The organism is Bradyrhizobium sp. sGM-13, assembly GCF_018398875.1.
Lineage (GTDB): Bacteria > Pseudomonadota > Alphaproteobacteria > Rhizobiales > Xanthobacteraceae > Bradyrhizobium.
This window is the reverse complement of record NZ_JAGWDK010000007.1, coordinates 150,601-174,229: the sequence shown is the minus strand read 5'-3', so window position 1 is coordinate 174,229 and position 23,629 is coordinate 150,601. Positions and strand designations below refer to the sequence as shown.

Below are 23,629 nucleotides of genomic sequence, written 5' to 3'. Positions count from 1 at the left end.
GCGATGTGGCGCTCTTTTCCCACGAGCGCGGGCCTGCTCTGCGCCGACCAGGCCTTTGTCGCCTCCCGTTGCCGCACTAGTTTAGCGCCATGATCCCGCTTTCCGTCCTCGACCTCTCCGTCGTCACCACAGGCACAAGACCCGCCGCCGCGCTGCAGAACAGCATTGATCTCGCGCGTCATGTCGATGGGCTCGGCTATGTCCGTTACTGGCTCGCCGAGCACCACAATCTGGCGTCGGTGGCGAGCCCCGCGCCTGATTTGATGATCGGGCAGATCGCCGCGGTGACCAAAAACATCCGCGTCGGCTCCGGCGGCGTGATGCTGCCCAACCATGCGCCGCTGGTGGTGGCCGAGCGCTTCAAGATGCTGGAGGCGCTGTTTCCCGGCCGCATCGATCTCGGTCTCGGCCGGGCGCCCGGCACCGATGGGGCGACCGCGCATGCGCTGCGCAGCCGGCTCGACCGCCGCGAGGGCGACGACTTTCTCGAACGGCTGAGCGAACTGGTGTTGTGGGAGACCCGCGGGTTTCCGGCCGGCCATCCCTACAACAATGTGGTGGCGATGCCGGACGACACGCCGCTGCCGCCGATCTGGCTGCTCGGCTCCTCCGATTACAGCTCGGAATTGGCGGCGCAAGTCGGCATGGGCTTCGCGTTCGCGCACCACTTCGCGTCCTACGACGCGATTGCAGCGATGACGAACTACCGCAGCCACTTCAAGTCGTCCGGCTGGCGGGAAACCCCACACGGCATTCTCGCCATTGCGGCGGTCGCCGCCGAGACCGATGCGGAGGCTGAGAAGCTCGCCTCCTCGATGGACCTCAACCGCTTGCGCCGCGATCGCGGGCAATACTTGCCATTGCCGAGCGTCGAGGAAGCGCTGGCCTATGATTACACCGACGCCGAGCGCGCCTCGGTCATGCGCAACCGTTCGCGCCTGTTTGTCGGCAGCCCCGCAACCATCATGGCGAAGCTGCAGCCGATGATTACGGCAAGTCAGCCGGATGAATTGATGATCATCACGGCCGTCTACGACCATGAGGCGCGCAAGAAGTCGTACAGCCTGCTCGCGGAAGCGTTCGGGCCGAGCAAGAAAGCCGCCGCCTAGACCGTGATGACTTTTCTGCGAATCTGTATCTCATTCTCTTGAGCATTCCTGCTTTTTCAGCATTCCTGATCTGCATGCCTGCGTTTGTTCGAGCCCCAGAAGCAACCAGGCGTTGTCAAGGAGGTTATTGAAGTCTCCAACCAAGGAGACAAACCATGGAACTGAAATCTGCTATTGTTGGGTTGGCCGCCCTCGGCGGCGTTGTGCTCGCGGCCGGCTCGGCTTCCGCCGCGATGCCGAACGGCATTCCGCAGGCCGACCAGATCTCACGCCAGGCCACTGATGTCGAGCAGGTCCGCTGGGTCTGCAACGCCTGGGGTCGCTGCTGGTGGCGTCCGGGTCCGAGATGGTACGGCGCCTATGGCGCTTGGGGCCCGCGCCCCGTGTGGCGTCCGGGATGGCGCGGCGCCTATGCTTGGGGCGGGCCAGTTTGGGGTCCGCGCCCCGTGTGGGGGCCGCGTCCAGGATGGGGCCCGCGTCCAGGATGGGGCTGGAACGGCCGGTGGTGATCGGAGAGGGGGCGTACGCCGGCTGATAACGCCGCGAGTACCGCTTTCATAATATCCGTATCCACTGCACCGTTAACGGCGCGCAACTTGCCGCTCGCTGGGCAAGCGTCCGGCTGTTGCACGTTACGTATCTGCGCGCCCACGGCAGCAGTCGTGCGCCGGGAGACGCGAACAGATGCGTGCGCGTCCCTTAATCCAGCTTTTCGCTGAACGTCGCGCGGAAAGGGTGGGCCGGGTAGACGCCGACGATGCGGAATTCGCGCGAGAAGAACTTCAGTTCCTCCAGCGCGAAGGCGAGGCCCCTGTCGTCGGGATGGCCCTCGACGTCGGCATAGAACTGGGTGGCGAAGAAATTGCCATCGACCATGTAGCTTTCGAGCTTGGTCATGTTGACGCCGTTGGTGGCAAAGCCGCCGAGCGCCTTGTAGAGCGCGGCGGGCAGGTTGCGCACCCGGAAAACAAAAGTCGTGACCAGCGGGCCCGAGCCTTGTTTCGCCCAGTCGGCCTCGCGCGCCAGCACCACGAAGCGCGTGGTGTTGTGCGCTTCGTCCTCGACGTCTTCGGCCAGGATATCGAGCCCGTAGATCTGTGCGGCCAGGCGGGACGCGATCGCGGCCACGCTTTTGTCCTTGCGTTCGGAAACGTCGCGCGCGCTGCCGGCGGTGTCGGCGGCGACGATCGGCTTGATGCCGAGCTTGCGGATGATACGGCGGCATTGGCCGAGCGCATGGACGTGGCTCTCCACCGTCCTGATGTCGGCGAGTTTTGCGCCTCTCGGCGCCATCAATTGATGGCGGATTGGCAGAAACCATTCGCCGACGATGAACAGGCCGGAAGCGGGCAATAAGTGATGGATGTCGGCGACGCGCCCCGCCACCGAATTCTCGATCGGGATCATGCCGAGATCGGCCTCGCCTGAGGCGATCGCCGACAGCGCGTCCTCGAAGGTCGCGCAGGGCAACGGCTCGGCGTCCGGATGGGCCTCGACGATGGCGATATGGGAATTGGCGCCAGGCTCGCCCTGGAACGCGATTTTGAACTTTTTGGTCATGTTGTCTTTCCTGGCGGGCCTTTTAGCAGCCGTTCAGCCATTTGCCAGTATGCGGCGGGCGGTGTCGAGGTCGGCCGGGGTATCGACGCCACGCGGCACGCTATCGACGATCGTGATGTCGATCCGCATCCCGGCTTCCAGCGCGCGGAGCTGTTCGAGCTTTTCCTGCTGCTCCAGCCGGGAGGGAGGCAAGGTCACGAACCGCTGCAGCGCGGCGCGGCGATAAGCATAGAGGCCGATATGGTGAAAGCGCGGTCCGTCGCCGTGAGGCGCGGTGGCGCGGGTGAAATACAGCGCGCGCAGCCGGTTTGGACCGATCGGCGAGCCGATCGCCTTCACCACGCTCGGCGCCCGGTCTTCCTCCTCGGTGTGGATCTGCGAGGCCAGCGTCGCGATGTCGACCGCGGGGTCGTCGAGCGGCGGCAGCGCAGCGCGGATGGTGTCCGGCGCGATCGTCGGGAAATCGCCCTGCAAGTTGACCACGATCTCAGCTTTGCCGGCCGGGTCGAGCGCCAGCATGGCCTCATGGATGCGGTCAGAGCCGGAAGCGTGGGAGGCACCGGTCATCACCGCCTCGCCGCCGGCAGCCCGCACCGCGTCGGCGATCTCCGGCGCGTCGGTCGCAACCGCAACCCGGCCGATCTTGGCTTCTTCCGCCCGCCGCAGCACGTGCACGATCATCGGCAGGCCGGCGATATCCAGCAGCGGCTTGCCCGGTAGCCGGGTCGCCGCCATCCGGGCGGGAATCAGCACCAAAATACGGGAATCGGTCATCGTCTGAAGGCCCGGCGGGATAGCTGGTTTTGATGGGGATGGGACGAAATTCGGCGCGTTTATACGGGTTGCCAGAGCCCGGGCAAACCGATATCTCAACCCTGCTGAGGGTGCGGCGCGAAAGGCTGATTCCTCACGCCCACCCGCGGCCGTTTTGCCGGCCTTCAGTCGACCTTTCCGGCCTGGAGCCTGATCCCGTTATGGACTCCTTCGAACTCAACAAGATTCTTGGTGCTATCCTTGGCACCTGCATTCTTCTTCTGGTGACGAACTTTGCTGCCGAGGCGATTTTTGCGCCGGTGAAGCCTGAAAAGCCGGGCTTCGAGATCGCCGTGAAGGAAGACACTTCTCAGGGTGCAGCCAAGGAAGCCGCCGCGCCGTCCGAGCCGATCGAGAAGCTTTTGCAGACCGCTTCCGTCGAGAAGGGCACCGCGGCCGCCAAGAAATGCGCCGCCTGCCATACGTTCGAAAAGGGCGGCCCCAACCGCGTCGGGCCCAATTTGTACGGCGTCTTGAATGAGCCGAAGGGCCAAGGGCGCGGCGGTTTCAACTTCTCGGCCGCCTTGAAGGCCAAGGGTGGCACCTGGACCTATGAGGACCTCAACAAGTTCCTCGCCAATCCCAAGGCCTTCGTTCCGGGCACGGCGATGGGCTTTGCCGGTATCCCGAAGGACAGCGAGCGCGCGGACGTGATCGCCTATCTGCGCAGCCTCTCGGACAGCCCGGCTCCGCTCCCGACGGCGGCGAACTAATATTTCGTCAGTCTCGCAGAGACTTCCATGTGGCATCACGGCCGGGCATTGCCTGGCCGTTTCGCTATGCGGGATCGCTTCGTCGTTGTCGGAGTTGTTACCGGGACTATTCGCCGCAGCGGCGGTGTTCTCAAGCTGCTATCATGAGGAAAAAGCAACGTAATTCGTCGAACCCTTGCCTTATATTAGGTCCTCACTAGCTCCGCCTTGTTGTTTTGCGTAGTTCGTGGCAGGGGCGGCGAACTTCGAAACAACGGATACTGGCGTCAGCAACAGGAATTCTGCATTTGGCCATTACCCGACGACATCTTCTCCAGGGCAGCGCAGTTGCCGCCATGGCACCTGCATTGGGGCTAGGCATACCCGAAATTTCGCCGGCTCACGCGCAATCGGACGCGGGCGAACCGGTCTTTCGGCATGCCCTGTCGCTGTTCGGCGACATCAAATACCCCGCCCACTTCAAGCGCTTTGACTACGTTAATCCGGACGCGCCCAAGGGTGGCACCGTCCGCAACGCTGCCTTCGGGACCTTCGACAATTTTAATATGGTGGTCGCAGGCGTGAAGGGCGCGCTCGCCGGTGCGATCCCACTCATCTATGAAACTCTGACGACAGCGTCGCTTGATGAGGCCTCGACGGAGTATGGCGAACTCGCCGAGGCCGTCTGCCATCCCGACGATTTCTCTTGGGTGATCTATCGCCTGCGGCCGGAGGCGAAATGGCACGACGGCAAGCCGATCAGCGCCGATGACGTCATCTTCTCGCTGGAAGCTTTCAAGAAGCATCATCCGCAGTTTTCGCAATACTATCGCCACGTTGTACAGACCGACAAGTTGAACGATCGAGAGGTAAAATTTGTCTTCGATGGTCCGGGCAACCGCGAGCTCCCGCTGATCGTCGGCCAGTTGTATGTCCTGCCCAAGCATTGGTGGGAAGGAACTGACGGCGAGGGACGCAAGCGCGATATCTCCACAACGACCCTGGAAGTGCCGCTCGGGTCTGGCCCATACCGAGTGAAGGAGTTTGTTGCAGGCAGGTCAATCACGTTTGAGCGTGTGAAGGACTATTGGGGCCGCAATCTTGCGGTCAATGTCGGCCGTGCCAATTTCGACGAGCTTCGGTACGACTATTTTCGAGATGCAACGGTCGCGCTTGAGGCCTTCAAAGGCGATCAAGTCGATTTTCGTGTCGAGAACAGCGCGAAGAACTGGGCGACAGCCTATGATTTTCCTGCGGTGACCGACAAACGAGTGCTGAAGGAGGAATTCCCCAACAATCGATCGGGGGTGATGCAGGCGTTTGTGCCGAACACTCGCCGCGGCAAGTTTGCCGATCCTCGGGTGCGACTAGCATTGAATTTCGCGTTCGACTTCGAAGAGATGAACAAGCAGATCTTCTTCGGGCAATACACGCGGATCAGCAGCTATTTCCACGGCATCGACGAATTGATGGCAACCGGGCTTCCGACCGGAAAGGAGCTGGAGATTCTCGAGTCCGTGCGGGCAGACGTTCCGAAGGAGGTCTTCACGACCGCCTACTCCAATCCGGTTGGAGGAAGTCCGGAAGCGGTCCGCAGCAATCTGCAGCAAGCGCTAAGACTGATGAAGCAGGCGGGCTTCGAGGTTCGTGATCGAAGGCTCGTCAATGCTGCAAGCGGTGAGCCGTTCTCAATCGAGCTGTTGTCGCGTGCCGATGATCCGGCTTTCGAACGCGTCGCCTTGTTTTACAAACCTTCTCTGGAACGGATCGGCATTTCGGTCTCCGTTCGTGGTGTCGATGCGATCCAATATCAGAATAGGCTTCGCAACTGGGACTACGACATGTTGACGATTTCGTCGTGGGGCCAGTCGCTGTCGCCGGGCAACGAGCAGCGTGAGCACTGGAGTTCGAAGTCCGCCGACCAGCCTGGATCGGACAACTACGTTGGAATCAAGAATCCGGCAATCGACAAGCTGGTTGACCGCGTCATCTTCGCGACGGATCGTCAAGACCTCATTGCGGCCACCAAAGCGCTCGACCGGGTGCTACTGTGGAATCACTACGTCGTGCCGCAGTGGACCTATCCGAAACAGCGCACGGTGCGTTGGGATCGCTTCAGCCGTCCTGCGGAAATGCCAAAATATGGCTTGTCGGCCTTCCCTGACATCTGGTGGTACGATGCGGAGAAGGCTACCCGGATCAGCAAGCGCTCTTGAAGGATATTTCGCGCATGGCGCAATTTTCCCGCCGGCACGTCCTCGGCCTTGGCGCAGGCGCGCTGAGCGTTCTGCGGCTTGGCCCCGTCCGCGCTACAGAGGAAAACGGCGCTGAGGTGCACGGCATCTCGGCGTTCGGCGATCTGAAATATCCGGCCGACTTCAAGAATTTCGACTATGTGAATGTCTCTGCCCCCAAGGGCGGCGTGTTCTCGACCATCCCGTCGACGCGCTCCTACAATCAGTCCTACCACACCTTCAATTCGCTCAACGCCTACATCCTCAAGGGCGAGGGCGCGCAGGGCATGGACCTGACCTTCTCAGTGCTGATGGTACGCGCGGGCGACGAGCCGGATGCGATGTACGGACTCGTCGCGAAGTCGGTGCGAATTTCGCCGGACAAGCTGATCTACCGCTTTACGCTGCGCCCTGAGGCCAAGTTTCACGACGGCTCGAGGATCACGGCGCATGACGTCGCATGGTCCATCAATACGCTGAAGGCCAAGGGCCATCCGCTGATCCAGGTGCAGATGCGTGACGTCAAGGGGGCCGAGGCGCTCGACGATGCGACCGTGATCGTTACCTTCGCAGAGAAGCGCGCGCGCGATGTGCCGCTCTACGTCGCGGGCCTGCCGATCTTCTCGAAGAAATATTATGAGACCCGGCCCTTCGATGAATCGACGCTGGACACGCCGCTGGGCTCGGGGCCCTATAAGGTCGGCAAGTTCGAGGTCAACCGTTTCATCGAGTACGAACGCGTCAAGGACTGGTGGGGGGCAAACCTCCCGGTCTGCCGCGGTCATTACAATTACGATGTGGTCCGCTACGAATTCTATCGCGACCGCGACGTCGCCTTCGAAGGCTTTACCAGCAAGAACTATCTATTCCGCGAAGAGTTCACTGCGCGCATCTGGGCGACGCGCTACGACTTCCCCGCCATCAAGGACGGCCGCGTCAAGCGCGAGCAGGTGCCGGACGAAAGGCCGTCCGGCGCGCAGGGCTGGTTCATCAATACCCGCCGCGACAAGTTCAAGGACCCCCGCGTGCGGGAGGCGCTGATCAACGCCTTCGATTTCGAGTGGACCAACAAGACTATTATGTACGACGCCTATGCGCGTACGCATTCGCCATTCCAGAATTCAGACATGATGGCGAAGGGGCCGCCCTCGCCGGACGAACTGAAGTTGCTCGAGCCATTCCGCGGCCAGGTGCCCGACGAAGTGTTCGGCCAGCCCTACGTGCCCCCAGTTTCGGACGGCTCTGGGCAAGACCGCACCATGCTGCGCAAGGCGCAGCAATTGCTCAACGAAGCCGGCTTCGTCATCAAGGACGGCAAGCGGATGACGCCGAGCGGCGAAGTGTTTCGCATCGAATTCCTGTACGATGAGCCTTCGCTGAATCCGCATCACGCGCCCTATATCAAGAATCTGGGAACGCTCGGCATCGAGGCGAGCCCGCGCATGGTCGATGCCGTGCAGTATCGCGCGAGGGTGGAAGATTTCGATTTCGACATGACTATCACGCGCTTCTCGATGTCGACGACGCCGGGCGACGCAATGCGTGCCTTCTTCTCCTCGCACGCTGCCAAAACCAAGGGCTCCTACAACCTGGCCGGTATAGAGAACCCCGCCATCGATGCGCTGATCGAAAAGATCATTGCGGCGGATACCCGCGCCGAGCTGACGGTTGCCTGCCATGCCTTCGACCGCGTTTTCCGCGCCGGCCGCTACTGGGTGCCGCAGTGGTACAACAAGACGCATCGGCTGGCTTATTGGGACATCTTCGATCGCCCGAAGAACCTGCCGCGTTATCAGATCGATGCATCGGGCTCCGGCGAGCGAGTTATCTGGTGGTATGACGCTGCCAAGGCCGGCAAACTTGAGCAGGCGAAGCAGTAATGACCGCTTATATCGCCCGCCGCATCCTTTTGATGTTTCCGACCTTGCTCGGCATCCTCTTCATTTCCTTCGTGGTCGTGCAGTTCGCGCCGGGCGGCCCTGTCGAACGTGTGATCGCACAGCTTTCCGGTGCCGATACCGGCGGCTCCTCGCGCATCTCTGGTTCTTCCACCGGCGATTTCGCCGGCCGCACGCCGCAGGCGGGTGCCTCAGCCGATGCCGTCAATTCGAAATACCGCGGCGCGCAGGGGCTTGACCCGGAATTCATCAAGAACCTGGAAAAACAGTTCGGCTTCGACAAGCCGGCGCATGAGCGCTTTGCGCTGATGGTGTGGAATTTCGCCCGCTTCGATTTTGGCAAGAGCTACTTTCGCGACACCACCGTGTTGCAGCTGATCAAGGAGAAGCTGCCGGTCTCGATATCGCTCGGCCTCTGGTTGACGCTGCTGACCTATTTGATCTCGATCCCGCTAGGCATCCGCAAGGCGGTGGCGGACGGAACGCGATTTGATACCTGGACTTCCGCCGCTATCATCGTCGGCTTTGCGATCCCCGGTTTCCTGTTCGCGATCCTGCTGATTATCCTGTTTGCCGGCGGCTCGTTCTTCAACTGGTTTCCGCTGCGCGGATTGACCTCGGACGGCTGGTCGCAATTCCCCTGGTACTGGAAGATCATTGACTACTTCTGGCACCTCACCCTGCCTTTGATCGCGATGGGTCTCGGCGCCTTCGCCACCATGACGCTGCTGACCAAGAACTCGTTTCTCGATGAGATCAGGAAGCAGTACGTCATGACCGCGCGTGCAAAGGGTTGCAGCGAGGGGCAGGTGCTCTACGGCCATATCTTCCGCAACGCCATGCTGATCGTAATCGCAGGCTTTCCCGGTGCGTTCATTGGTGCATTCTTCTCCGGCTCGCTGCTGATCGAGACCATCTTCTCGCTCGACGGCCTCGGCCTGCTCGGCTTCGAAAGCGTGCTCAACCGCGACTATCCGGTCGTGTTCGGCACGCTGTTCATCTTCTCCCTCGTGGGCCTTGTGGTGGGTCTGATCTCCGACCTCGCCTACATGTGGATCGATCCCCGGATCGACTTTGAGGCGAGGGAAGTCTGATGGCGCTGCTCGCTCCACAACCGGTCGAAACCACCGCGCGGTCGCCGCTTGGCGAGGTCGTCCCGGCCACGCAGCACGTGTTCGCGCCATCGCCGCTGAACCGCCGGCGCTGGCAGAACTTCAAGGCGAACCGCCGCGGCTACTGGTCGCTCTGGATATTCCTTGCGCTGTTTATGATCTCGCTGTTTGCCGAACTGATCGCCAACGATCGGCCGTTCCTTATCAAGTATGACGGAAAGCTGTACTGGCCGGCTTTCGTCAGCTATTCCGAGACCACTTTCGGCGGCGATTTCGAAACCGCGGCCGACTACCGCGATCCCTATTTGCAAAAGCTGATCGCCGAAAAGGGCGGCACCATCATCTGGCCCTTGATCCGCTATTCCTACTCTACCCACAATCTCGATTTACCGACGCCGGCGCCGTCGAAGCCGACATGGATGCTGACGGAAGAGCAGTGCAAGCCCGTGGTAGAGAAGAAGGGCCTGAAGAGCTGCAGCGACCTCGAATACAACTGGCTCGGTACCGACGACCAGGGCCGCGACGTGGTGGCGCGACTGATCTACGGCTTTCGCATCTCGGTGCTGTTCGGCCTGACGCTGACCATCCTGTCCTCGATCATCGGCGTCGTCGCCGGCGGCGTGCAAGGCTATTTCGGCGGCTGGACCGATCTGATCTTCCAGCGCATCATCGAAATCTGGAGCGCAATTCCCTCGCTCTATCTGCTGCTGATCCTGTCATCGGTGCTGGTGCCCGGCTTCTTCGTGCTGCTTGGCATTCTCCTGCTGTTCTCATGGACCTCGCTGGTTGGCCTGGTTCGCGCGGAATTCTTGCGTGGGCGCAATTTCGAATACATCCAGGCGGCGCGTGCGCTCGGCGTCTCCAACGGCGTGATCATGTTCCGGCATCTGCTGCCGAACGCGATGGTGGCGACCATGACCTTTCTGCCGTTCATCGTGTCGTCCTCGGTGATGACGCTGACGGCGCTCGACTTCCTCGGTTTCGGCCTGCCGCCGGGCTCGCCGTCGCTCGGCGAGCTGCTGTCGCAGGGTAAGTCCAACGTGCAGGCACCATGGCTCGGTTTTACCGGCTTCTTCTCGGTCGCGATCATGCTGTCGCTTTTGATCTTCATCGGGGAGGGCGTGCGCGACGCCTTCGACCCGCGCAAGACGTTCCGGTAGAGCATGATGGACGCCGTCAACCAGCCCTTGCTCGATGTGCGCGATCTCTCGGTGGCCTTTCACCAGCCGAGCGGCGCCACGACTGCGGTCGACCGCGTCTCGTTTTCCATTAAGCGCGGCGAGTGCGTGGCCCTGGTCGGCGAATCCGGTTCCGGCAAATCGGTCAGCGCGCTGTCGGTGCTAAGACTGCTGCCCTATCCGACCGCGTCGCATCCCTCCGGCACCATCCATTTCAAGGGCCGAGAGCTGCTCAATGCCTCGGAACGCGAGATGCGCGAGATCCGCGGCAACGATATCTCGATCATTTTTCAGGAGCCGATGACCTCGCTCAATCCGCTCCACACCATCGAGGCGCAGATCGGCGAAATCCTCTCGCTGCATAGAGGCATCAGCGGATCGATGGCGCGGGCGCGGACGCTCGAACTCTTGACGCAGGTCGGCATTCCCGATCCGGAAACGAGGCTACAAAGCTATCCGCACCAACTGTCCGGCGGCCAGCGTCAGCGTGTCATGATCGCGATGGCGCTCGCAAACGAGCCGGATCTTCTGATCGCGGACGAGCCGACCACCGCGCTCGACGTCACGGTGCAGGCCCAGATCCTGGCGTTGCTCGCGGAGATCAGGTCCCGGCTCGGCATGAGCATGCTGTTCATCACCCATGACCTCGGCATCGTCCGCCGCATCGCCGACGTGGTCTGCGTGATGAACTCGGGCAAGATCGTCGAGCAGGGCCCGGTCGAACAGGTCTTCACCGCGCCGAAACATACCTATACCCGCGCGCTGCTCGCGGCCGAGCCCAAGCCCGATCCGGCGCCGCCGCGGCCCAACGAGCCGGTGGTGATGTCGGCCGACAATCTCAAGGTCTGGTTTCCGATCAAGCGCGGGCTGTTGCGCTCGACCGTCGGCCACATCAAGGCGGTGGATGGCGTCAGCGTCTCGGTGCGCAAGGGTGAGACGCTCGGCGTCGTCGGCGAATCCGGCTCGGGCAAGACCACGCTGGGTCTCGCGCTGCTCCGGCTGATTTCCTCCGACGGCCCGATCGTGTTCCTCGGCAACAACATCCAGGGCCTGCGCTTCAAGGCCATGCTGCCGCACCGTCGCGACATGCAGATCGTGTTTCAGGATCCGTTCGGCGCGCTCAGCCCGCGAATGTCGGTCGGCGATATCGTCGCCGAAGGCCTGAGCGTGCATCAGAAGTCGCTGTCGCGTGAAGAGCGCGAGGCGCGCGTCGTCAAGGCGCTCACAGACGTCGGTCTCGACCCGGCGACGCGATTCCGCTATCCGCATGAATTTTCCGGCGGCCAGCGCCAGCGTATCTCGATTGCGCGCGCGGTGGTGCTGGAGCCGAATTTTGTCGTGCTGGACGAGCCGACCAGCGCGCTCGACATGCTGTTCCAAGCGCAGATGGTCGACCTGCTGCGCGAGCTGCAGCGCAAGCGCGATCTGACCTACATGTTCATCTCGCACGATTTGCGCGTCGTGGCCTCGCTGGCCAGCCATCTGATCGTGATGCGTCACGGCAAGGTGGTTGAGGAGGGGCCGGCCGCGGAGCTGTTCAAGAACCCGAAGAGCGACTACACCCGCGCCCTGTTCGCTGCCGCGTTCCGGATCGAGGCGGTTCCGGAGCCGCAGTAGCGGCCGTCAAGAGTAACAGCCGTCAAAGATAACAGCCGTCAAAGATAACGGTCGTCATGCCCCGCGAAGGCGGGGCATCCAGTACGCCGCGGCCCCTCATTCACTCACAACTGTCTCGGAGTACTGGATCACCCGCTTTCGCGGGTGATGACAGCGGGCTTGTGGTTAGAGCCGCTTGATCGCCGTCACCTCGCTGCCGATGGCCTTGATCCGCGCAATAGCCTCCTGCGTGTTCTCCACCACCGTCGCCATATGATGCGCATTGGCGTGCACGATGCTGTCAGCGTCGCGAACGATCGCGACGTGACCCTCCCAGAAGATCAGATCGCCGCGCTGCAGCTTCGTCATCTCGTTCTTATCCAGTGCACGGCCAAGACCCGCCTCTTGCATGTCGCTATCGCGCGGGCAACCCGTGCCGGCGGCGTTCAGCGATACCTGGACGAGGCCGGAGCAATCGATGCCGAGCGAGCTCTTGCCGCCCCAGAGATAGGGCGTACCGATGAAGCGTTCGGCGACCGCCACGAAATCCTTTTCCACCGCGTCGAGGCTGCCGACATGGTGGCGCGGCAGATACCGGCCGTCGCTTGTAATGGCGAACGCGCCGTCTTCGCGTATGACCGTCATCCTTGCTTCCATCGTCAGCGTCTCGACCGGCGGCAGCTTGATCGAGGGGCCCGGAAACGCGAACGTCCGCAGCACCGTGACCTTGTGCGTCGGTGCGGCCGCAGGCTTTGCCAGCGCGGCATCCGGAATCCAGCCGACATAGCCGTCGCTCGCGAGCTGACCCCACGCAAACCCTTCGCCATTGCGGTCGTAGATCGTGACGCGTTCGCCCTTCAGCGCCTGCGTCAGCATCATGGCGCCCGCGGCAGGTCGCTCCCACAGCGGCGCGATGGCCTCACACACGCAAAGTTCCTCGCCGGACACGTAGCGCGCGGCCTTCACCTTGCCTTCGAGATATTTCGCGGCGATTTCGGGCCGTGCCGGCATCAGGCGCGGATCATCCATAGCGTTCGCTCAACAGTTTGTAGATCGCACGCGCGGCCTGGCATTCGCCGCCTTCGGGACGCGCGGGTTTTGCGGAAGGCGTCCAGCCGTAGATATCGACATGCAGCCAGCTTTTGGCATCGGTGACGAAGCGCTGCAGGAACAAAGCGCAGGTGATCGAGCCGGCAAAGCCGCCCGACGGCGCGTTGTTGATGTCGGCGACCTTCGAATCCAGCCACGAATCATAGGGTGGCCACAGCGGCATCCGCCACAACGGATCGTTCTCCCGCTTTGCATGTTCTGCGACGCTTTCGGCCAGCGTCTCATCATGGGTGTAAAAGGGCGGTAAATCCGGTCCCAGCGCCACCCGCGCAGCGCCGGTCAGTGTGCCCAAGTCAATCAGCAGATCCGGTTTGTCTTCGTCCGCCAAGGCCAGCGCATCTGCCAGCACCAACCGTCCCTCGGCATCGGTATTGCCGATCTCCACCGTCGACCCCTTGCGCGACTTGAAGATGTCGAGCGGACGGAAGGCGTTGCCGGCGACTGCGTTCTCGACCGCGGGGATCACGACGCGCAGGCGGACCTTCAGCTTCGCGTCCATCATCATCTGCGCCAGCGCCAGAACGTTGGCGGCGCCGCCCATGTCCTTTTTCATGATCAGCATGCCGCTGGACGTTTTTAGGTCGAGCCCGCCGGTGTCGAAGCAGACACCCTTGCCGACCAGCGTGACCTTGGGGTCAGTGGCATCGCCCCAGCTCAGGTCGATCAGGCGCGGGGAACGCGCCGAGGCCATGCCGACTGCGTGGATCAGCGGAAAGTTCTGCTTCACGAGTTCGTCGCCGACGATGCAATCGAAGCTGGCGCCGAAACGCGCCGCAAGCGCTTGTGCGGCGTCTGCCAGTTGCTCCGGCCCCAGGTCGTTCGACGGCGTGTTGATCAGGTCGCGCGCCAGCGCCGCCGCTTCCGCCATCCGCGCGATGTCGGTGATATCGACGCCGTCGGGCGGCACCAGCCGGACCTCGGGCTTTTCGGCTTTGCGGTAGCGGCCGAAGCGGTAGCTCCCGAGTGCAAAGGCGAGTGTCGCCAGGCGCAGGTCGTGCGGCGCGTTGGCGAAGCGATAGACGCCCGGCGGCAGCAGGCCGGGCAGCGCGCCGGGCCGGAACAGGTCGCGCGACTTGGCGGTTTCTTCATCAAGCCCGAACACGACCTGCGCAATCTTCCCGTCTGGCGCCGGCAGCGTCAGGCACTTGCCGGGCTTGGCGGTAAAATCATTGGCGAGCGCAAACTGACGGGCCGATTCGGGAAGTTCTTTGGCAATCGTGCTCCAGGTGGTTTTGGTGGCGAAGGTAATCGGAATGGCGGGGGCGATGGGCGCGGTCTCGAACGGCGATTGCATGCATGTCTCGCGGGGAATGGGCGTGTCCGGCTGGCATAGCACAGCCGATTAACCGGCCGTTAGGGTTAACAGTCTATTGCTGACTAGCACGCTCTATTTGTTCCGCCATTCCCATGAGTTGAAGTGCCATGCGTCGATCGTCCAGCCACGCCGGGTCTTTTGCCCGGTTCCTGACCTCAGCCGCGGTAACCGCGGTTTTGGCCGCGGGCCTTGGCGGCTGCCAGACCATATCCGACATCACGGGATCGCTGAGCTCATCGTCAAAGGCCCAAGCTGCCCCCGACGATCCGCGCCGCGCGGCTGAGATATATGGCGAGCGCTATCGCGCCAATCCCAAGGATGCCGAAGCGGCGCTGGGCTATGGCCAGGCGCTCCGTGCTACCGGCCAGCGCGCGCAGGCCGCCGCCGTGCTCGAACAGGCCACCATCGCCCATCCCGGCAACAAGACGCTGCTCGCCGCTTACGGCCGCGCACTCGCCGATAACGGCAATTCGCAGGCTGCCTTCGAGGTGCTCAGCCGTGCCCATACGCCGGCCAATCCCGACTGGCGCATTCTTTCGGTGCAGGGGACCACGCTCGACAAGATGGGCAAACACGAAGAGGCCCGCCGCTATTACGCGAGCGCGCTGAAGATCACGCCGGAAGAGCCCTCGGTGCTGTCCAATCTCGGCCTCTCCTACATGCTGACGCGGGAGCTGCCGCAAGCCGAGGAAACGCTGCGGCGCGCCTATTCCAATCCGCGCGCCGATGCCAGGGTGCGGCAGAACCTCGCGCTGGTCGTCGGCTTGCAGGGCCGTTTCGCCGAAGCCGAGACTATCGCCAGGGGCGATCTGCCCGCCGACGAGGCCGCCGCCAACGTGACTTACCTGCGGGAAATGCTGAGCCGCAAGGACAAGGACCATTCGCGTCCCCCCGGCAACAGGGCGACCGTCCCGGTCGCCGCTCTCAACCGGCCGGACTGAGCATCACGCCGGTCACCCGCCGCAGCCTTGATCGCTATAGCCCCGGCTGCAGCGTTCGGGGAACGGAAAGCTATTTCCGGGTCTCAAAAGCTCTCGTGTCCCGGACGCGGCGCGGCGCACAGTGACGCGACGCAGAGACGGGGCCTACGACCAGCGGATACGTGGCCGGGGAAGCGCCGGCCGCCGTGCCGCTCGCCTCACGGCATCGCCTGAAGCTTGATGTAGGTCGGTCCGAGAATGACGATGAACAGGCATGGCAGGAAGAACAGGATCATCGGCACGGTCAGTTTCGGCGGCAGCGCTGCCGCCTTCTTCTCGGCCTCGGTCATGCGCATGTCGCGGTTTTCCTGCGCCATCACGCGCAGGCTCTGGCCGAGCGGAGTGCCGTAGCGTTCCGACTGCATCAGCGCGAGACAGACCGATTTCACGCCCTCCAGGCCGGTGCGCTTGGCGAGATTCTCGTAGGCCACCTTGCGGTCTTGCAGATAGGACAATTCCGCCGTGGTCAGCGCGAATTCCTCCGACAGCGCGATCGATTGCGACGTGATCTCGGTGGAAACCTTGCGGAAGGCGACTTCGACCGACATGCCGGACTCGATGCAGATCAGCAGGAGGTCGAGCGCGTCGGGAAAGGCGCGCTTGATGGAGAGCTGTCGCTTGCTGATGGCGTTTTTCAGGAACAGCATCGGCGCCTGCAGCCCGAGATAGGCGGCGCCGATGCAGATGCCGAGCTTGACTGTCAACGACTTGTCCAAGTTGGTGATCACGAAGACGTAGAGGGCCGCGCCGAGAAACAGCGCGACCGGCGTCACCGCGCGGGCAAACAGGAAGGTGATGTAGGGCGCGTGGCCGCGGTAGCCGGCCATGATCAGCTTGTCGCGCGCGGCTTCCTGCGCCAGCCATTTGGTCAGGTTCAGGTCTTCCACAACCTTGGAAACGAGTTGCTTCGGAGTCTGGCGCAGCGATACCTTTTCCGATTTGTTGAGGCGCTCGCGCTCGCGCTGGCGGAGCCGTTCGCGCTCGCTGGCCACCGCCTTCATGCGTTTGGCAAGGCCTTCGCCGGCGAACAGCGGCATGATCAGCGTATAGGCGGTCGCACTCGCCGCGATGGCGGCAAGCAGCATGGTCATGAACCGCGCGTCGTGCATCTTGCCGATCAGAAGCTCAATCATAGGCGCACCGTCAGAAGTCGAAGTTGATCATTTTCTTCATCACCAGGACGCCCATCCCCATCCAGCTCACGCAGCATAGCAGCATGAACTGGCCGAGGTGGGTGGTCCAAAGCAGCGAGACGTAGTCGGGCGTCGTGATCCACACCAGCAGCATCACGGCCGGCGGCAACGAGCCGATGATGCCGGCGGAGGCCTTGGCTTCCATCGACATCGCCTGAATCTTCTCCGCCATCTTCTTGCGATCGCGCAGAACCTTGGAGAGGTTGCCAAGTGCTTCCGACAGGTTACCGCCGGACTTCTGCTGGATCGCGACCACGATGCCGAAGAAGTTCGCCTCCGGCAGCGGCATCCGTTCATACAGCCGCGCGCAGGCCTCGCCGAGCGGCATGCCGATGGTCTGGGTTTCGACGATGGCGTTGAACTCGCTCCTGAGCGGCTCCGGCGAGTCGGCTGCGACCACCTTGATCGATTCGAACAACGGCAGACCGGCCTTGATGCCGCGTACGATGACGTCGACAGCGTCGGGAAGCGCTTTCAGAAACGCCTTCTCGCGGCGCTTCTTGAGGTAGCTCAAGAGCCAGCGCGGCAGGCCGAGGCCGGTGCCGAATGCCATCACGGCGGCGCCCAACGGCGAGCCGCCGACGATGAATGCGAGCACGAAGCCCACCGCCGCGAGGATGCCGGAAACGATCCAGAATTTCTGAGGCGTCCAGGATCCCAGCCCGGCCTGGGCGAGGCGGGTCGAGAGCGGAACGGACTTGTCCTTCTTGCGCCGGGCGTCGAGCTCCTTGAGCGATCCCTCGACCTGCTCGCGGCGCGAGCGCTGGCTTTTCTCGGCCTGCCGCGCCGGCGCATCGGAACGGGCGATCGAGGCGCGGCGGGATTCGGCCTTCTTCTCGCCCGACAGCGTCGGATAGACGAACACCCATGCCAGGCCGCCGATGGCGGTGGCGGCGAGAAACGCCAGTGCGAGCGCTTGCATGCTCATCGCCTCTTCACGTCTTGTCGACGACTTCGGCGGCATCGAGCGCCGCCGCAAGCCGCTTCTCTTCGTTGTAATATCGCGCGCGTTCCCAGAACTTCGGACGGCCGATGCCTGTCGAGCGGTGCCGCCCGATGATCTTGCCGTTGGCGTCTTCGCCGAGCAATTCGTAGACGAACAGGTCCTGGGTGATGATGGTGTCGCCTTCCATGCCCATCACCTCGGTGATGTGGGTGATGCGGCGCGAGCCGTCGCGCAGGCGCGCGGCCTGCACGATGACGTCGATCGAGGCGCAGATCATCTCGCGGATGGTGCGCGAGGGCAGCGAGAAGCCGCCCATCGTGATCATGGATTCGCAGCGCGACATGGCTTCGCGCGGGTTGTTGGCGTGCAGCGTTCCCATCGAGCCGTCGTGGCCGGTGTTCATCGCCTGCAACAGGTCAAACGCCTCGGGTCCGCGGACTTCGCCGACGATGATGCGTTCGGGACGCATACGCAGGCAATTGCGCACCAGCTCGCGCATGGTGACCTGGCCTTCGCCCTCGATGTTGGGCGGACGGGTTTCCAGCCGCACCACGTGAGGCTGCTGCAACTGAAGTTCGGCGGCGTCTTCGCAGGTGATGACGCGCTCGTCATGCTCGATGAACTGGGTCAGGCAGTTCAGCAGCGTGGTCTTGCCGGAGCCGGTACCGCCCGAGATCAGCACGTTGCAGCGGACACGGCCGATGATCTGCAGGATCGTAGCGCCTTCCGGTGAGATCGCGCCGAACTTGACCAGTTGATCGAGCGTCAGCTTGTCCTTCTTGAACTTACGAATGGTGAGGGCAGGCCCATCGATCGCCAGCGGCGGAACGATGGCATTGACGCGGGAGCCATCGGCGAGGCGGGCGTCGCAGATCGGCGAGGATTCGTCGACGCGCCGGCCGACCTGGCTGACGATGCGCTGGCAGATGTTGAGGAGCTGCTGGTTGTCGCGGAAGCGGATGCCGGTCTTCTGGATTTTGCCGGCGACTTCGATGAACACCGTACCGGCGCCGTTGACCATGATGTCGGCGATGTCGTCGCGTGACAACAGCGGCTCGAGCGGGCCGTAGCCGAGCACGTCGTTGCAGATGTCGTCGAGCAGCTCTTCCTGCTCGGCGATCGACATCACGATGTTCTTGATCGCGATGATCTCGTTGACGATGTCGCGGATTTCCTCGCGCGCGGACTCGCCGTCGAGCTTGGCGAGTTGGGCAAGGTCGATCGCCTCGATCAGCGCGCCGAAGATGGTCGCCTTGACCTGGTAGTAATTGTCGGAGCGCCGCGCCTCCATGGTGGGCGCGGGCTGCTGCTTTGCGGGTGCGAGCGGCGGCGAAGCCACCGCCGGCGCCGCGATCTCGCGCGGCGCCGCTACGGCGCTGGAGACCGGCTCCGGCGCCTGAATGGCGGGCTTAAGGACCCGCGTATCACTATCATTTCCGCTACGCTTACCGAACACGATGGCACTCCACGCGGGCTATCTACTTCTTGGCCCGCAACTTCTCGATCAAAGGCGACAGCAACGAACTCTTCGGCTTCTTGGTCTCGCCGCGGCCGGTGAGCCGTTGCGCAATCTGCAGGAACATCTCGGTGGTGCGATGAGTTGCGGAGATCTCCGCAATCATCTGGCCGTTGTTGGCGGCCGAGCCGAAGAGTTGCGGCTCGAACGGGATCGTGGCGATCGGGTGGTTCTCGATCGCCTTGGCGAACTCGGCGGCGGGGATCTCCGGCCGCTTCGGGATACCGACCTGATTGAGGCAGTAGAGCGGCGCACGATCGTTCGGGCGCGATGCCTTCAGGAGGTCGAAGATGTTCTTGGTGTTGCGCAGGTTGGCGAGATCGGGCGCGGCAACGATCAGGATGTCGTCGGCCGCGATCAAAGCGCGCTTGGTCCATCCCGACCATTGATGGGGAACGTCGAGCACGATGCAGGGCATCGTGGTCCGAAGCGTATCGAAGATCGAATCGAAGGCTTCCGCGCCGAAATCGTAGACCCGGTCGAGCGTGGCCGGCGCCGCCAGCAGGCTGAGATGGTCGGTGCATTTCGACAGCAGGCGGTCGAGGAACGCGGTATCGACCCGGTCGGGCGAGAACACCGCATCCGCGATACCCTGCGGCGGGTCCTGATTGTAGTCGAGGCCGGCGGTGCCGAAAGCGAGGTCGAGGTCGGCGACAACGGAATCCAGCGCCAGATCGCGCGCGATCGCCCAGGCGACGTTGTGGGCAACTGTGGACGCGCCGACACCGCCCTTGGCGCCGACGACGGCGATGATGCGGCCGACGGCCTTGGCTTCCGGCGAAGAGAACAGGTTGCAGACCGAGCGCACGACATCGATGGCGCTGACCGGCGCGATGACGTAGTCGCTGACGCCGCGGCGGACCAGTTCGCGATAGAGCATCACGTCGTTGATGCGCCCGATCACGATCACGCGTGTTCCGGCGTCGCAGACGGCGGCAAGCTGGTCGAGGCCGGCGAGAATGTCGTTGCGGCCCTCGGTCTCCAGGATGATGACGTTCGGGGTCGGGGCCGAGCGGTAGGCTTCGATGGCCGCGGCCATGCCGCCCATCTGGATCTTGAGATGAGCTTTGCCGAGGCGGCGGTCTTCGCCCGCCGACTGCACGGCGGCCGCGGTTTCCACCGTCTCGCAGAACGCCTGCACCGACACCCGCGGCGCCGGTGCGATGTGGTCCTCGGTCGACGGCGCCGTGATTTCCGGCTGCGATTCTGTATTCTGGCGCGAGTAAGTGATCATTTGCCGGTATCGCTGAGTTTGGCCCTTTCGGCCTCGGGATAGGTGGTCGCGGTGGTCGTACCCTTGCGATACTTGTCGAAGGCGATGCCACGGCGCGGCGCAAAGGCGGGGGTTTCGGGACGCGGCTGCGCGAGGTCGGATGGGTTATCGACCATCGCCGCTAGGTTGCGCTGGTTGGAGCAGCCGAAATTGTAGTACTGTTTGTTGTCGAAGTAGCTCTTGTTGTTGATCGACGGTCCGAGATCCTCCGGCCACAGCCCGCACGGCCCGGCCACCGCCGAGATCTTCGGATAGTTGAGGCGGATCGCGGCCATATGCCTGGGATCTTCCGGGTGATACTGACGGACATTGATCGCGCGCGGTGGCACGCCGGCAGCGGCAAAGCTCGCCCGGATCTCGCGCAATGAATCCTCGGCCGCCCGCGCGTTCGGCGTATTGACGGGTACGTCAACGCTGATGACGCCGGTGCCTTCACGAAGCCAGTCCTGGGCCAGACCCATGACATCGGCGCGCTGAGAGGCGGACAAGCCGCCGCGTCCGCGACCGACGAAAACGACGATCGAGCGGTCTGCTTCCTGGACGGCGATCGGATGGCGCTGGCGGTAATCATCGGGCACGCCGGCCGTCGTCACGGGATCGACGACGGTATGCTTGCAGGCGCCGAGCGCCACGGAAAGGCCGATCAGCGCTGCGGTCAGGCGAAGCGCGCGCTTGCGATCGGCGGGTTTTGTGCTCTGTGCTGTCATCGTCCCGCCTCAGTCCGTAATAAAGCCGTAGGTGCCGCGATAATTCCGCGCCTTCTCGACGCGGCCGGGAACGCCGTAGATGCGATTGATGCTGCCGAGCAGATCGGCCTGCGGATCCGATGCGCTGGCAAAGCCGTCATCGGGGCGCGACAGGTCCTTCTGCGCCACCGCGCGCACCACATAGGGCGTGACCAGTACCATCAGTTCGCTCTGGTTGTTGACGAAGTCGCGGCTGCGGAACAGCGTGCCGAGAACCGGCAGTTGCGCCAAACCCGGAAGACCGTTGATCGCCTGCTTGGTCTGGTCCTGGATCAGGCCGGCCATCGCCATCGCGCCGCCGGAGGGAATTTCCAGCGTCGTCTCGGCGCGGCGGGTCTTGATCGAGGGGATCGTCGTTCCACCGGCACCGCCCTTTAAAGCGTTTTCGGTCGAGACTTCCGACACTTCGGTCATCACCCGAAGGCTGATCCGCCCCTCCGTCAGCACGACCGGTGTAAAGTTAAGCGAGATGCCGAACTTCTTGAAGCTGACTGTCTGGACGCATTGTCCGATGCCACCACCCACTGTGGTTTGGCAGGTCACGCCGGTCGGAATTGGAAATTCGCCGCCGGAGATAAAGGTTGCGGATTCGCCGGAAATGGCTGTGAGGTTGGGCTCGGCAAGGGTCCGCACCACGCCGGCGCTTTCCATCGCGCGCAGCGTCGCCGTCACGGATGGCATCGTGCCGAATTTCCCGGTAAGGGCGTTGTCGGCGACGAGCGGCGCACTGTTTGCGGTGAACGGGTTGCTGTTGTTGAAGTTAACAACTGATGTGCCGTAGGTCATGCTGGCGCTGAGATCAATGCCTAGCTGCTTGATGACCGAGCGCTGGACTTCGGCGAGCGTGACCTTCAACATCACCTGGTCACGGCCGCGAATTGCAATCGAATTGACGACCCTTTCGGCGCCATTCACCAGGCGGGCGGCGATGTCGACGGCCTGCTGCGCCTCGACCGGGCTCGCCGCGCTGCCGCTCAGCACCACGCCGTCACCGACGCCTTCGATCTGGATGTCCGAATTCGGCAGCGACTGCTTCAGCGCCGCGCGCACGCCGTTGAGGTCGCGCTTGACCGCAATGTCATAGGCCGCGATCTGCGCGCCGGTGGAATCGAAGAAAACGATATTGGTCTGGCCGACCGCGGCGCCGATGATATAAGCGCGCTGGGTCGAACGCACCACGGCGTTGGCGATCTTCGGATCGGCAACCAGCACGTCCTTGATCTCGCGCGGCAGGTCGATCACGATGGATTTGCCGATTCCGAGAGAAACGAAGCGCGCGTTCATCTGCCCGTCGGTGGACACCGGCGCGACGCGATAGTCGCTCGCCACAACCGGCGTCAGCGCCGGATTGAGCGTGAGAGCAGCCACGGCCGAAAACGACAGGGCGCGGACGATGAACGTTCGCATCGTCGGCTGAATTTCCCTGCACTTCATATCGTGCGTCCTTTTGGTCACTTCTGCACCGTCTGCTGGCTGGCAACGCCGTAACGGATGACGTTAAGGTTCTCGCCGCGCTTGTTGAGTTGCTCGTCCGGCTTTTCGACCGCGTTGACGTCGGCGATGCTGCGCAGCGCCAGCGTCAGCGAGCCGTTCTGGCGCGACCGCGCCAGCGTCTCGGCCTGCTCGGGCTTGAGTTCGAGGGTAACCGTCCTGCCGATCAGCGCGCTGGCGCCTTCCTTTTCCTTCGGCGCCTGGTCGATCGCGAGAACGCGAACATTGCTGAGAATGACCTCCGAACTGGAGACGTCCGGGCCCTTGGCGTCGGGATTCTTCTCGCGCTTGGTAAGAATCACGTCGACGCGGTCGTTCGGCAGGATGAAGCCGCCGGCGCCGGTTTCCGGCGAAATTTCGGTGGAAATGGCTCGGTAGCCTGCGGGCAGGATCGCCGCCATGAAACCGGAGCCGTCGGCCTTCACCAGCTTCTGCTCGCGAATCGGCTCGCCCGCGATGAACGGCGCGCGCGCGATCGAGCCGGTGATCTCCTTGACGGCGTCGGCCTTGCTGGCACGGCTGATGAAGTTACTGCTGGCGGACGTGGCCGGCCAGGTCTGCCATTGCAGATCGTCGGCCTTGACCGACTTGCCGAGGTCGATGTCCGATTTTGCGACGAGAATATCGACGGTCTGAAGCTGCGCGACCGGCTGAGCCGGGGCAGGCTCGTTGCCGGACCCGCTGGCGAGATATGCGGCAATGCCGCCGGCGCCGATCGCGATGGCCAGGACCACAATGCGTGGCTTATTCATACGCTTCACTTTCCACATTACGCCGCGACGCTTCCGTCGCCGTGATGGGAGTTGACCAGCTATTCGTCAAAGCATGGTTAATGAGGCGTGTGTAAATTGCCTTAACGGAAAGTGA

At 63.0% G+C, this 23,629-nt stretch carries 20 protein-coding genes; 9 read left to right on the top strand and 11 right to left on the bottom strand.

The annotated features are described in order from the left end of the window. Window positions 1–89: 89 nt before the first annotated feature. Both KJQ96_RS13065 and KJQ96_RS13060 read left to right on the top strand, forming a co-directional pair. Window positions 90–1,109: an LLM class flavin-dependent oxidoreductase gene (locus KJQ96_RS13065; RefSeq protein WP_213286997.1), complete on the top strand. Its 1,020-nt coding sequence runs from the start codon at window positions 90–92 to the stop codon at window positions 1,107–1,109. A gap of 155 nt (window positions 1,110–1,264) precedes the next feature. Next, window positions 1,265–1,618, top strand: a complete 354-nt coding sequence (locus KJQ96_RS13060) for a hypothetical protein (RefSeq protein WP_213286996.1) — start codon at window positions 1,265–1,267, stop codon at window positions 1,616–1,618. A 190-nt stretch (window positions 1,619–1,808) separates the two neighbouring features. On the opposite strand, the gene KJQ96_RS13055 is transcribed toward KJQ96_RS13060, so the two are convergent. Both KJQ96_RS13055 and KJQ96_RS13050 read right to left on the bottom strand, forming a co-directional pair. Next, window positions 1,809–2,669 carry a prephenate dehydratase gene (locus tag KJQ96_RS13055; protein ID WP_213286995.1) on the bottom strand — a complete coding sequence of 287 codons (861 nt, stop codon included), beginning with the start codon at window positions 2,667–2,669 and terminating at the stop codon, window positions 1,809–1,811. A 33-nt stretch (window positions 2,670–2,702) separates the two neighbouring features. Next, entirely contained in the window at window positions 2,703–3,443 is a 741-nt protein-coding gene (locus KJQ96_RS13050; protein ID WP_213286994.1) for a 3-deoxy-manno-octulosonate cytidylyltransferase, read from the bottom strand. Window positions 3,444–3,643: 200 nt separating this feature from the next. Between KJQ96_RS13050 and KJQ96_RS13045 the strand changes: the two genes are divergently transcribed. From KJQ96_RS13045 to KJQ96_RS13020, 6 genes are all read left to right on the top strand, one after another. Continuing rightward, on the top strand, window positions 3,644–4,195 hold the full coding sequence (locus KJQ96_RS13045) for a cytochrome c family protein (RefSeq protein WP_213286993.1): 552 nt from the start codon (window positions 3,644–3,646) through the stop codon (window positions 4,193–4,195). 287 nt (window positions 4,196–4,482) lie between these two features. Beyond that, window positions 4,483–6,390: an extracellular solute-binding protein gene (locus KJQ96_RS13040; RefSeq protein WP_213286992.1), complete on the top strand. Its 1,908-nt coding sequence runs from the start codon at window positions 4,483–4,485 to the stop codon at window positions 6,388–6,390. 14 nt (window positions 6,391–6,404) lie between these two features. Beyond that, complete coding sequence (locus KJQ96_RS13035) at window positions 6,405–8,288, top strand: extracellular solute-binding protein (protein WP_213286991.1); 1,884 nt, start codon at window positions 6,405–6,407, stop codon at window positions 8,286–8,288. Beyond that, window positions 8,288–9,400 (top strand): microcin C ABC transporter permease YejB, encoded by a 1,113-nt coding sequence (locus KJQ96_RS13030; RefSeq protein ID WP_213286990.1) that lies wholly within the window; start codon window positions 8,288–8,290, stop codon window positions 9,398–9,400. The genes KJQ96_RS13035 and KJQ96_RS13030 overlap by 1 nt, the downstream gene beginning before the upstream one ends. Next, window positions 9,400–10,578, top strand: coding sequence for an ABC transporter permease (locus KJQ96_RS13025; protein ID WP_213286989.1), 1,179 nt, complete (start codon window positions 9,400–9,402; stop codon window positions 10,576–10,578). The genes KJQ96_RS13030 and KJQ96_RS13025 overlap by 1 nt, the downstream gene beginning before the upstream one ends. A gap of 6 nt (window positions 10,579–10,584) precedes the next feature. Then, window positions 10,585–12,213 carry an ABC transporter ATP-binding protein gene (locus tag KJQ96_RS13020; RefSeq protein WP_213286988.1) on the top strand — a complete coding sequence of 543 codons (1,629 nt, stop codon included), beginning with the start codon at window positions 10,585–10,587 and terminating at the stop codon, window positions 12,211–12,213. 165 nt (window positions 12,214–12,378) lie between these two features. Here KJQ96_RS13020 and KJQ96_RS13015 read toward each other — a convergent pair whose 3' ends face one another. Together KJQ96_RS13015 and KJQ96_RS13010 are read right to left on the bottom strand one after the other, a co-directional pair. Beyond that, window positions 12,379–13,221, bottom strand: a complete 843-nt coding sequence (locus KJQ96_RS13015) for an NlpC/P60 family protein (protein WP_213286987.1) — start codon at window positions 13,219–13,221, stop codon at window positions 12,379–12,381. Then, window positions 13,214–14,596, bottom strand: a complete 1,383-nt coding sequence (locus KJQ96_RS13010) for a M17 family metallopeptidase (protein ID WP_213286986.1) — start codon at window positions 14,594–14,596, stop codon at window positions 13,214–13,216. Before KJQ96_RS13010 ends, KJQ96_RS13015 begins: the two co-directional genes overlap by 8 nt. Window positions 14,597–14,724: 128 nt before the next feature. Here KJQ96_RS13010 and KJQ96_RS13005 point away from each other — a divergent pair, with 128 nt between their 5' ends. Further along, on the top strand, window positions 14,725–15,558 hold the full coding sequence (locus tag KJQ96_RS13005) for a tetratricopeptide repeat protein (protein ID WP_213286985.1): 834 nt from the start codon (window positions 14,725–14,727) through the stop codon (window positions 15,556–15,558). Window positions 15,559–15,755: 197 nt separating this feature from the next. Here the strand turns inward: KJQ96_RS13005 and KJQ96_RS13000 are convergent, their stop codons facing one another. The 7 genes from KJQ96_RS13000 to cpaB are packed head-to-tail and all read right to left on the bottom strand — an operon-like array spanning window position 15,756 to window position 23,514. Beyond that, window positions 15,756–16,730 carry a type II secretion system F family protein gene (locus KJQ96_RS13000; protein ID WP_213286984.1) on the bottom strand — a complete coding sequence of 325 codons (975 nt, stop codon included), beginning with the start codon at window positions 16,728–16,730 and terminating at the stop codon, window positions 15,756–15,758. A gap of 10 nt (window positions 16,731–16,740) precedes the next feature. Further along, a complete protein-coding gene (locus tag KJQ96_RS12995) occupies window positions 16,741–17,718 on the bottom strand; it encodes a type II secretion system F family protein (protein WP_213286983.1) in 978 nt (325 codons plus the stop codon). Window positions 17,719–17,725: 7 nt separating this feature from the next. After that, window positions 17,726–19,192, bottom strand: coding sequence for a CpaF family protein (locus tag KJQ96_RS12990; protein WP_213286982.1), 1,467 nt, complete (start codon window positions 19,190–19,192; stop codon window positions 17,726–17,728). A gap of 22 nt (window positions 19,193–19,214) precedes the next feature. Next, complete coding sequence (locus KJQ96_RS12985) at window positions 19,215–20,486, bottom strand: AAA family ATPase (protein WP_213286981.1); 1,272 nt, start codon at window positions 20,484–20,486, stop codon at window positions 19,215–19,217. Further along, window positions 20,483–21,232: a CpaD family pilus assembly protein gene (locus tag KJQ96_RS12980; protein ID WP_213286980.1), complete on the bottom strand. Its 750-nt coding sequence runs from the start codon at window positions 21,230–21,232 to the stop codon at window positions 20,483–20,485. Before KJQ96_RS12980 ends, KJQ96_RS12985 begins: the two co-directional genes overlap by 4 nt. A 9-nt stretch (window positions 21,233–21,241) precedes the next feature. Continuing rightward, window positions 21,242–22,705 (bottom strand): type II and III secretion system protein family protein, encoded by a 1,464-nt coding sequence (locus KJQ96_RS12975; protein ID WP_213286979.1) that lies wholly within the window; start codon window positions 22,703–22,705, stop codon window positions 21,242–21,244. Window positions 22,706–22,722: 17 nt separating this feature from the next. Next, on the bottom strand, window positions 22,723–23,514 hold the full coding sequence (gene cpaB, locus KJQ96_RS12970; protein WP_213286978.1) for a Flp pilus assembly protein CpaB: 792 nt from the start codon (window positions 23,512–23,514) through the stop codon (window positions 22,723–22,725). Between the last annotated feature and the right edge of the window lie 115 nt (window positions 23,515–23,629).

Bases quoted from the DNA above. Each gene is read 5' to 3' on its own strand.
- KJQ96_RS13025 (WP_213286989.1), top strand. From the start codon at position 9,400: ATGGCGCTGCTCGCTCCACAACCGGTCGAAACCACCGCGCGGTCGCCG.
- KJQ96_RS13055 (WP_213286995.1), bottom strand. From the start codon at position 2,669: ATGACCAAAAAGTTCAAAATCGCGTTCCAGGGCGAGCCTGGCGCCAAT.
- KJQ96_RS12985 (WP_213286981.1), bottom strand. From the start codon at position 20,486: ATGATCACTTACTCGCGCCAGAATACAGAATCGCAGCCGGAAATCACG.
- KJQ96_RS12995 (WP_213286983.1), bottom strand. From the start codon at position 17,718: ATGAGCATGCAAGCGCTCGCACTGGCGTTTCTCGCCGCCACCGCCATC.
- KJQ96_RS13035 (WP_213286991.1), top strand. From the start codon at position 6,405: ATGGCGCAATTTTCCCGCCGGCACGTCCTCGGCCTTGGCGCAGGCGCG.
- KJQ96_RS13020 (WP_213286988.1), top strand. From the start codon at position 10,585: ATGGACGCCGTCAACCAGCCCTTGCTCGATGTGCGCGATCTCTCGGTG.
- KJQ96_RS13030 (WP_213286990.1), top strand. From the start codon at position 8,288: ATGACCGCTTATATCGCCCGCCGCATCCTTTTGATGTTTCCGACCTTG.
- KJQ96_RS13000 (WP_213286984.1), bottom strand. From the start codon at position 16,730: ATGATTGAGCTTCTGATCGGCAAGATGCACGACGCGCGGTTCATGACC.
- KJQ96_RS12980 (WP_213286980.1), bottom strand. From the start codon at position 21,232: ATGACAGCACAGAGCACAAAACCCGCCGATCGCAAGCGCGCGCTTCGC.
- KJQ96_RS13065 (WP_213286997.1), top strand. From the start codon at position 90: ATGATCCCGCTTTCCGTCCTCGACCTCTCCGTCGTCACCACAGGCACA.
- KJQ96_RS12975 (WP_213286979.1), bottom strand. From the start codon at position 22,705: ATGAAGTGCAGGGAAATTCAGCCGACGATGCGAACGTTCATCGTCCGC.
- KJQ96_RS13005 (WP_213286985.1), top strand. From the start codon at position 14,725: ATGCGTCGATCGTCCAGCCACGCCGGGTCTTTTGCCCGGTTCCTGACC.
- KJQ96_RS13045 (WP_213286993.1), top strand. From the start codon at position 3,644: ATGGACTCCTTCGAACTCAACAAGATTCTTGGTGCTATCCTTGGCACC.
- KJQ96_RS13015 (WP_213286987.1), bottom strand. From the start codon at position 13,221: ATGGATGATCCGCGCCTGATGCCGGCACGGCCCGAAATCGCCGCGAAA.
- KJQ96_RS13060 (WP_213286996.1), top strand. From the start codon at position 1,265: ATGGAACTGAAATCTGCTATTGTTGGGTTGGCCGCCCTCGGCGGCGTT.
- cpaB (WP_213286978.1), bottom strand. From the start codon at position 23,514: ATGAATAAGCCACGCATTGTGGTCCTGGCCATCGCGATCGGCGCCGGC.
- KJQ96_RS13050 (WP_213286994.1), bottom strand. From the start codon at position 3,443: ATGACCGATTCCCGTATTTTGGTGCTGATTCCCGCCCGGATGGCGGCG.
- KJQ96_RS13010 (WP_213286986.1), bottom strand. From the start codon at position 14,596: ATGCAATCGCCGTTCGAGACCGCGCCCATCGCCCCCGCCATTCCGATT.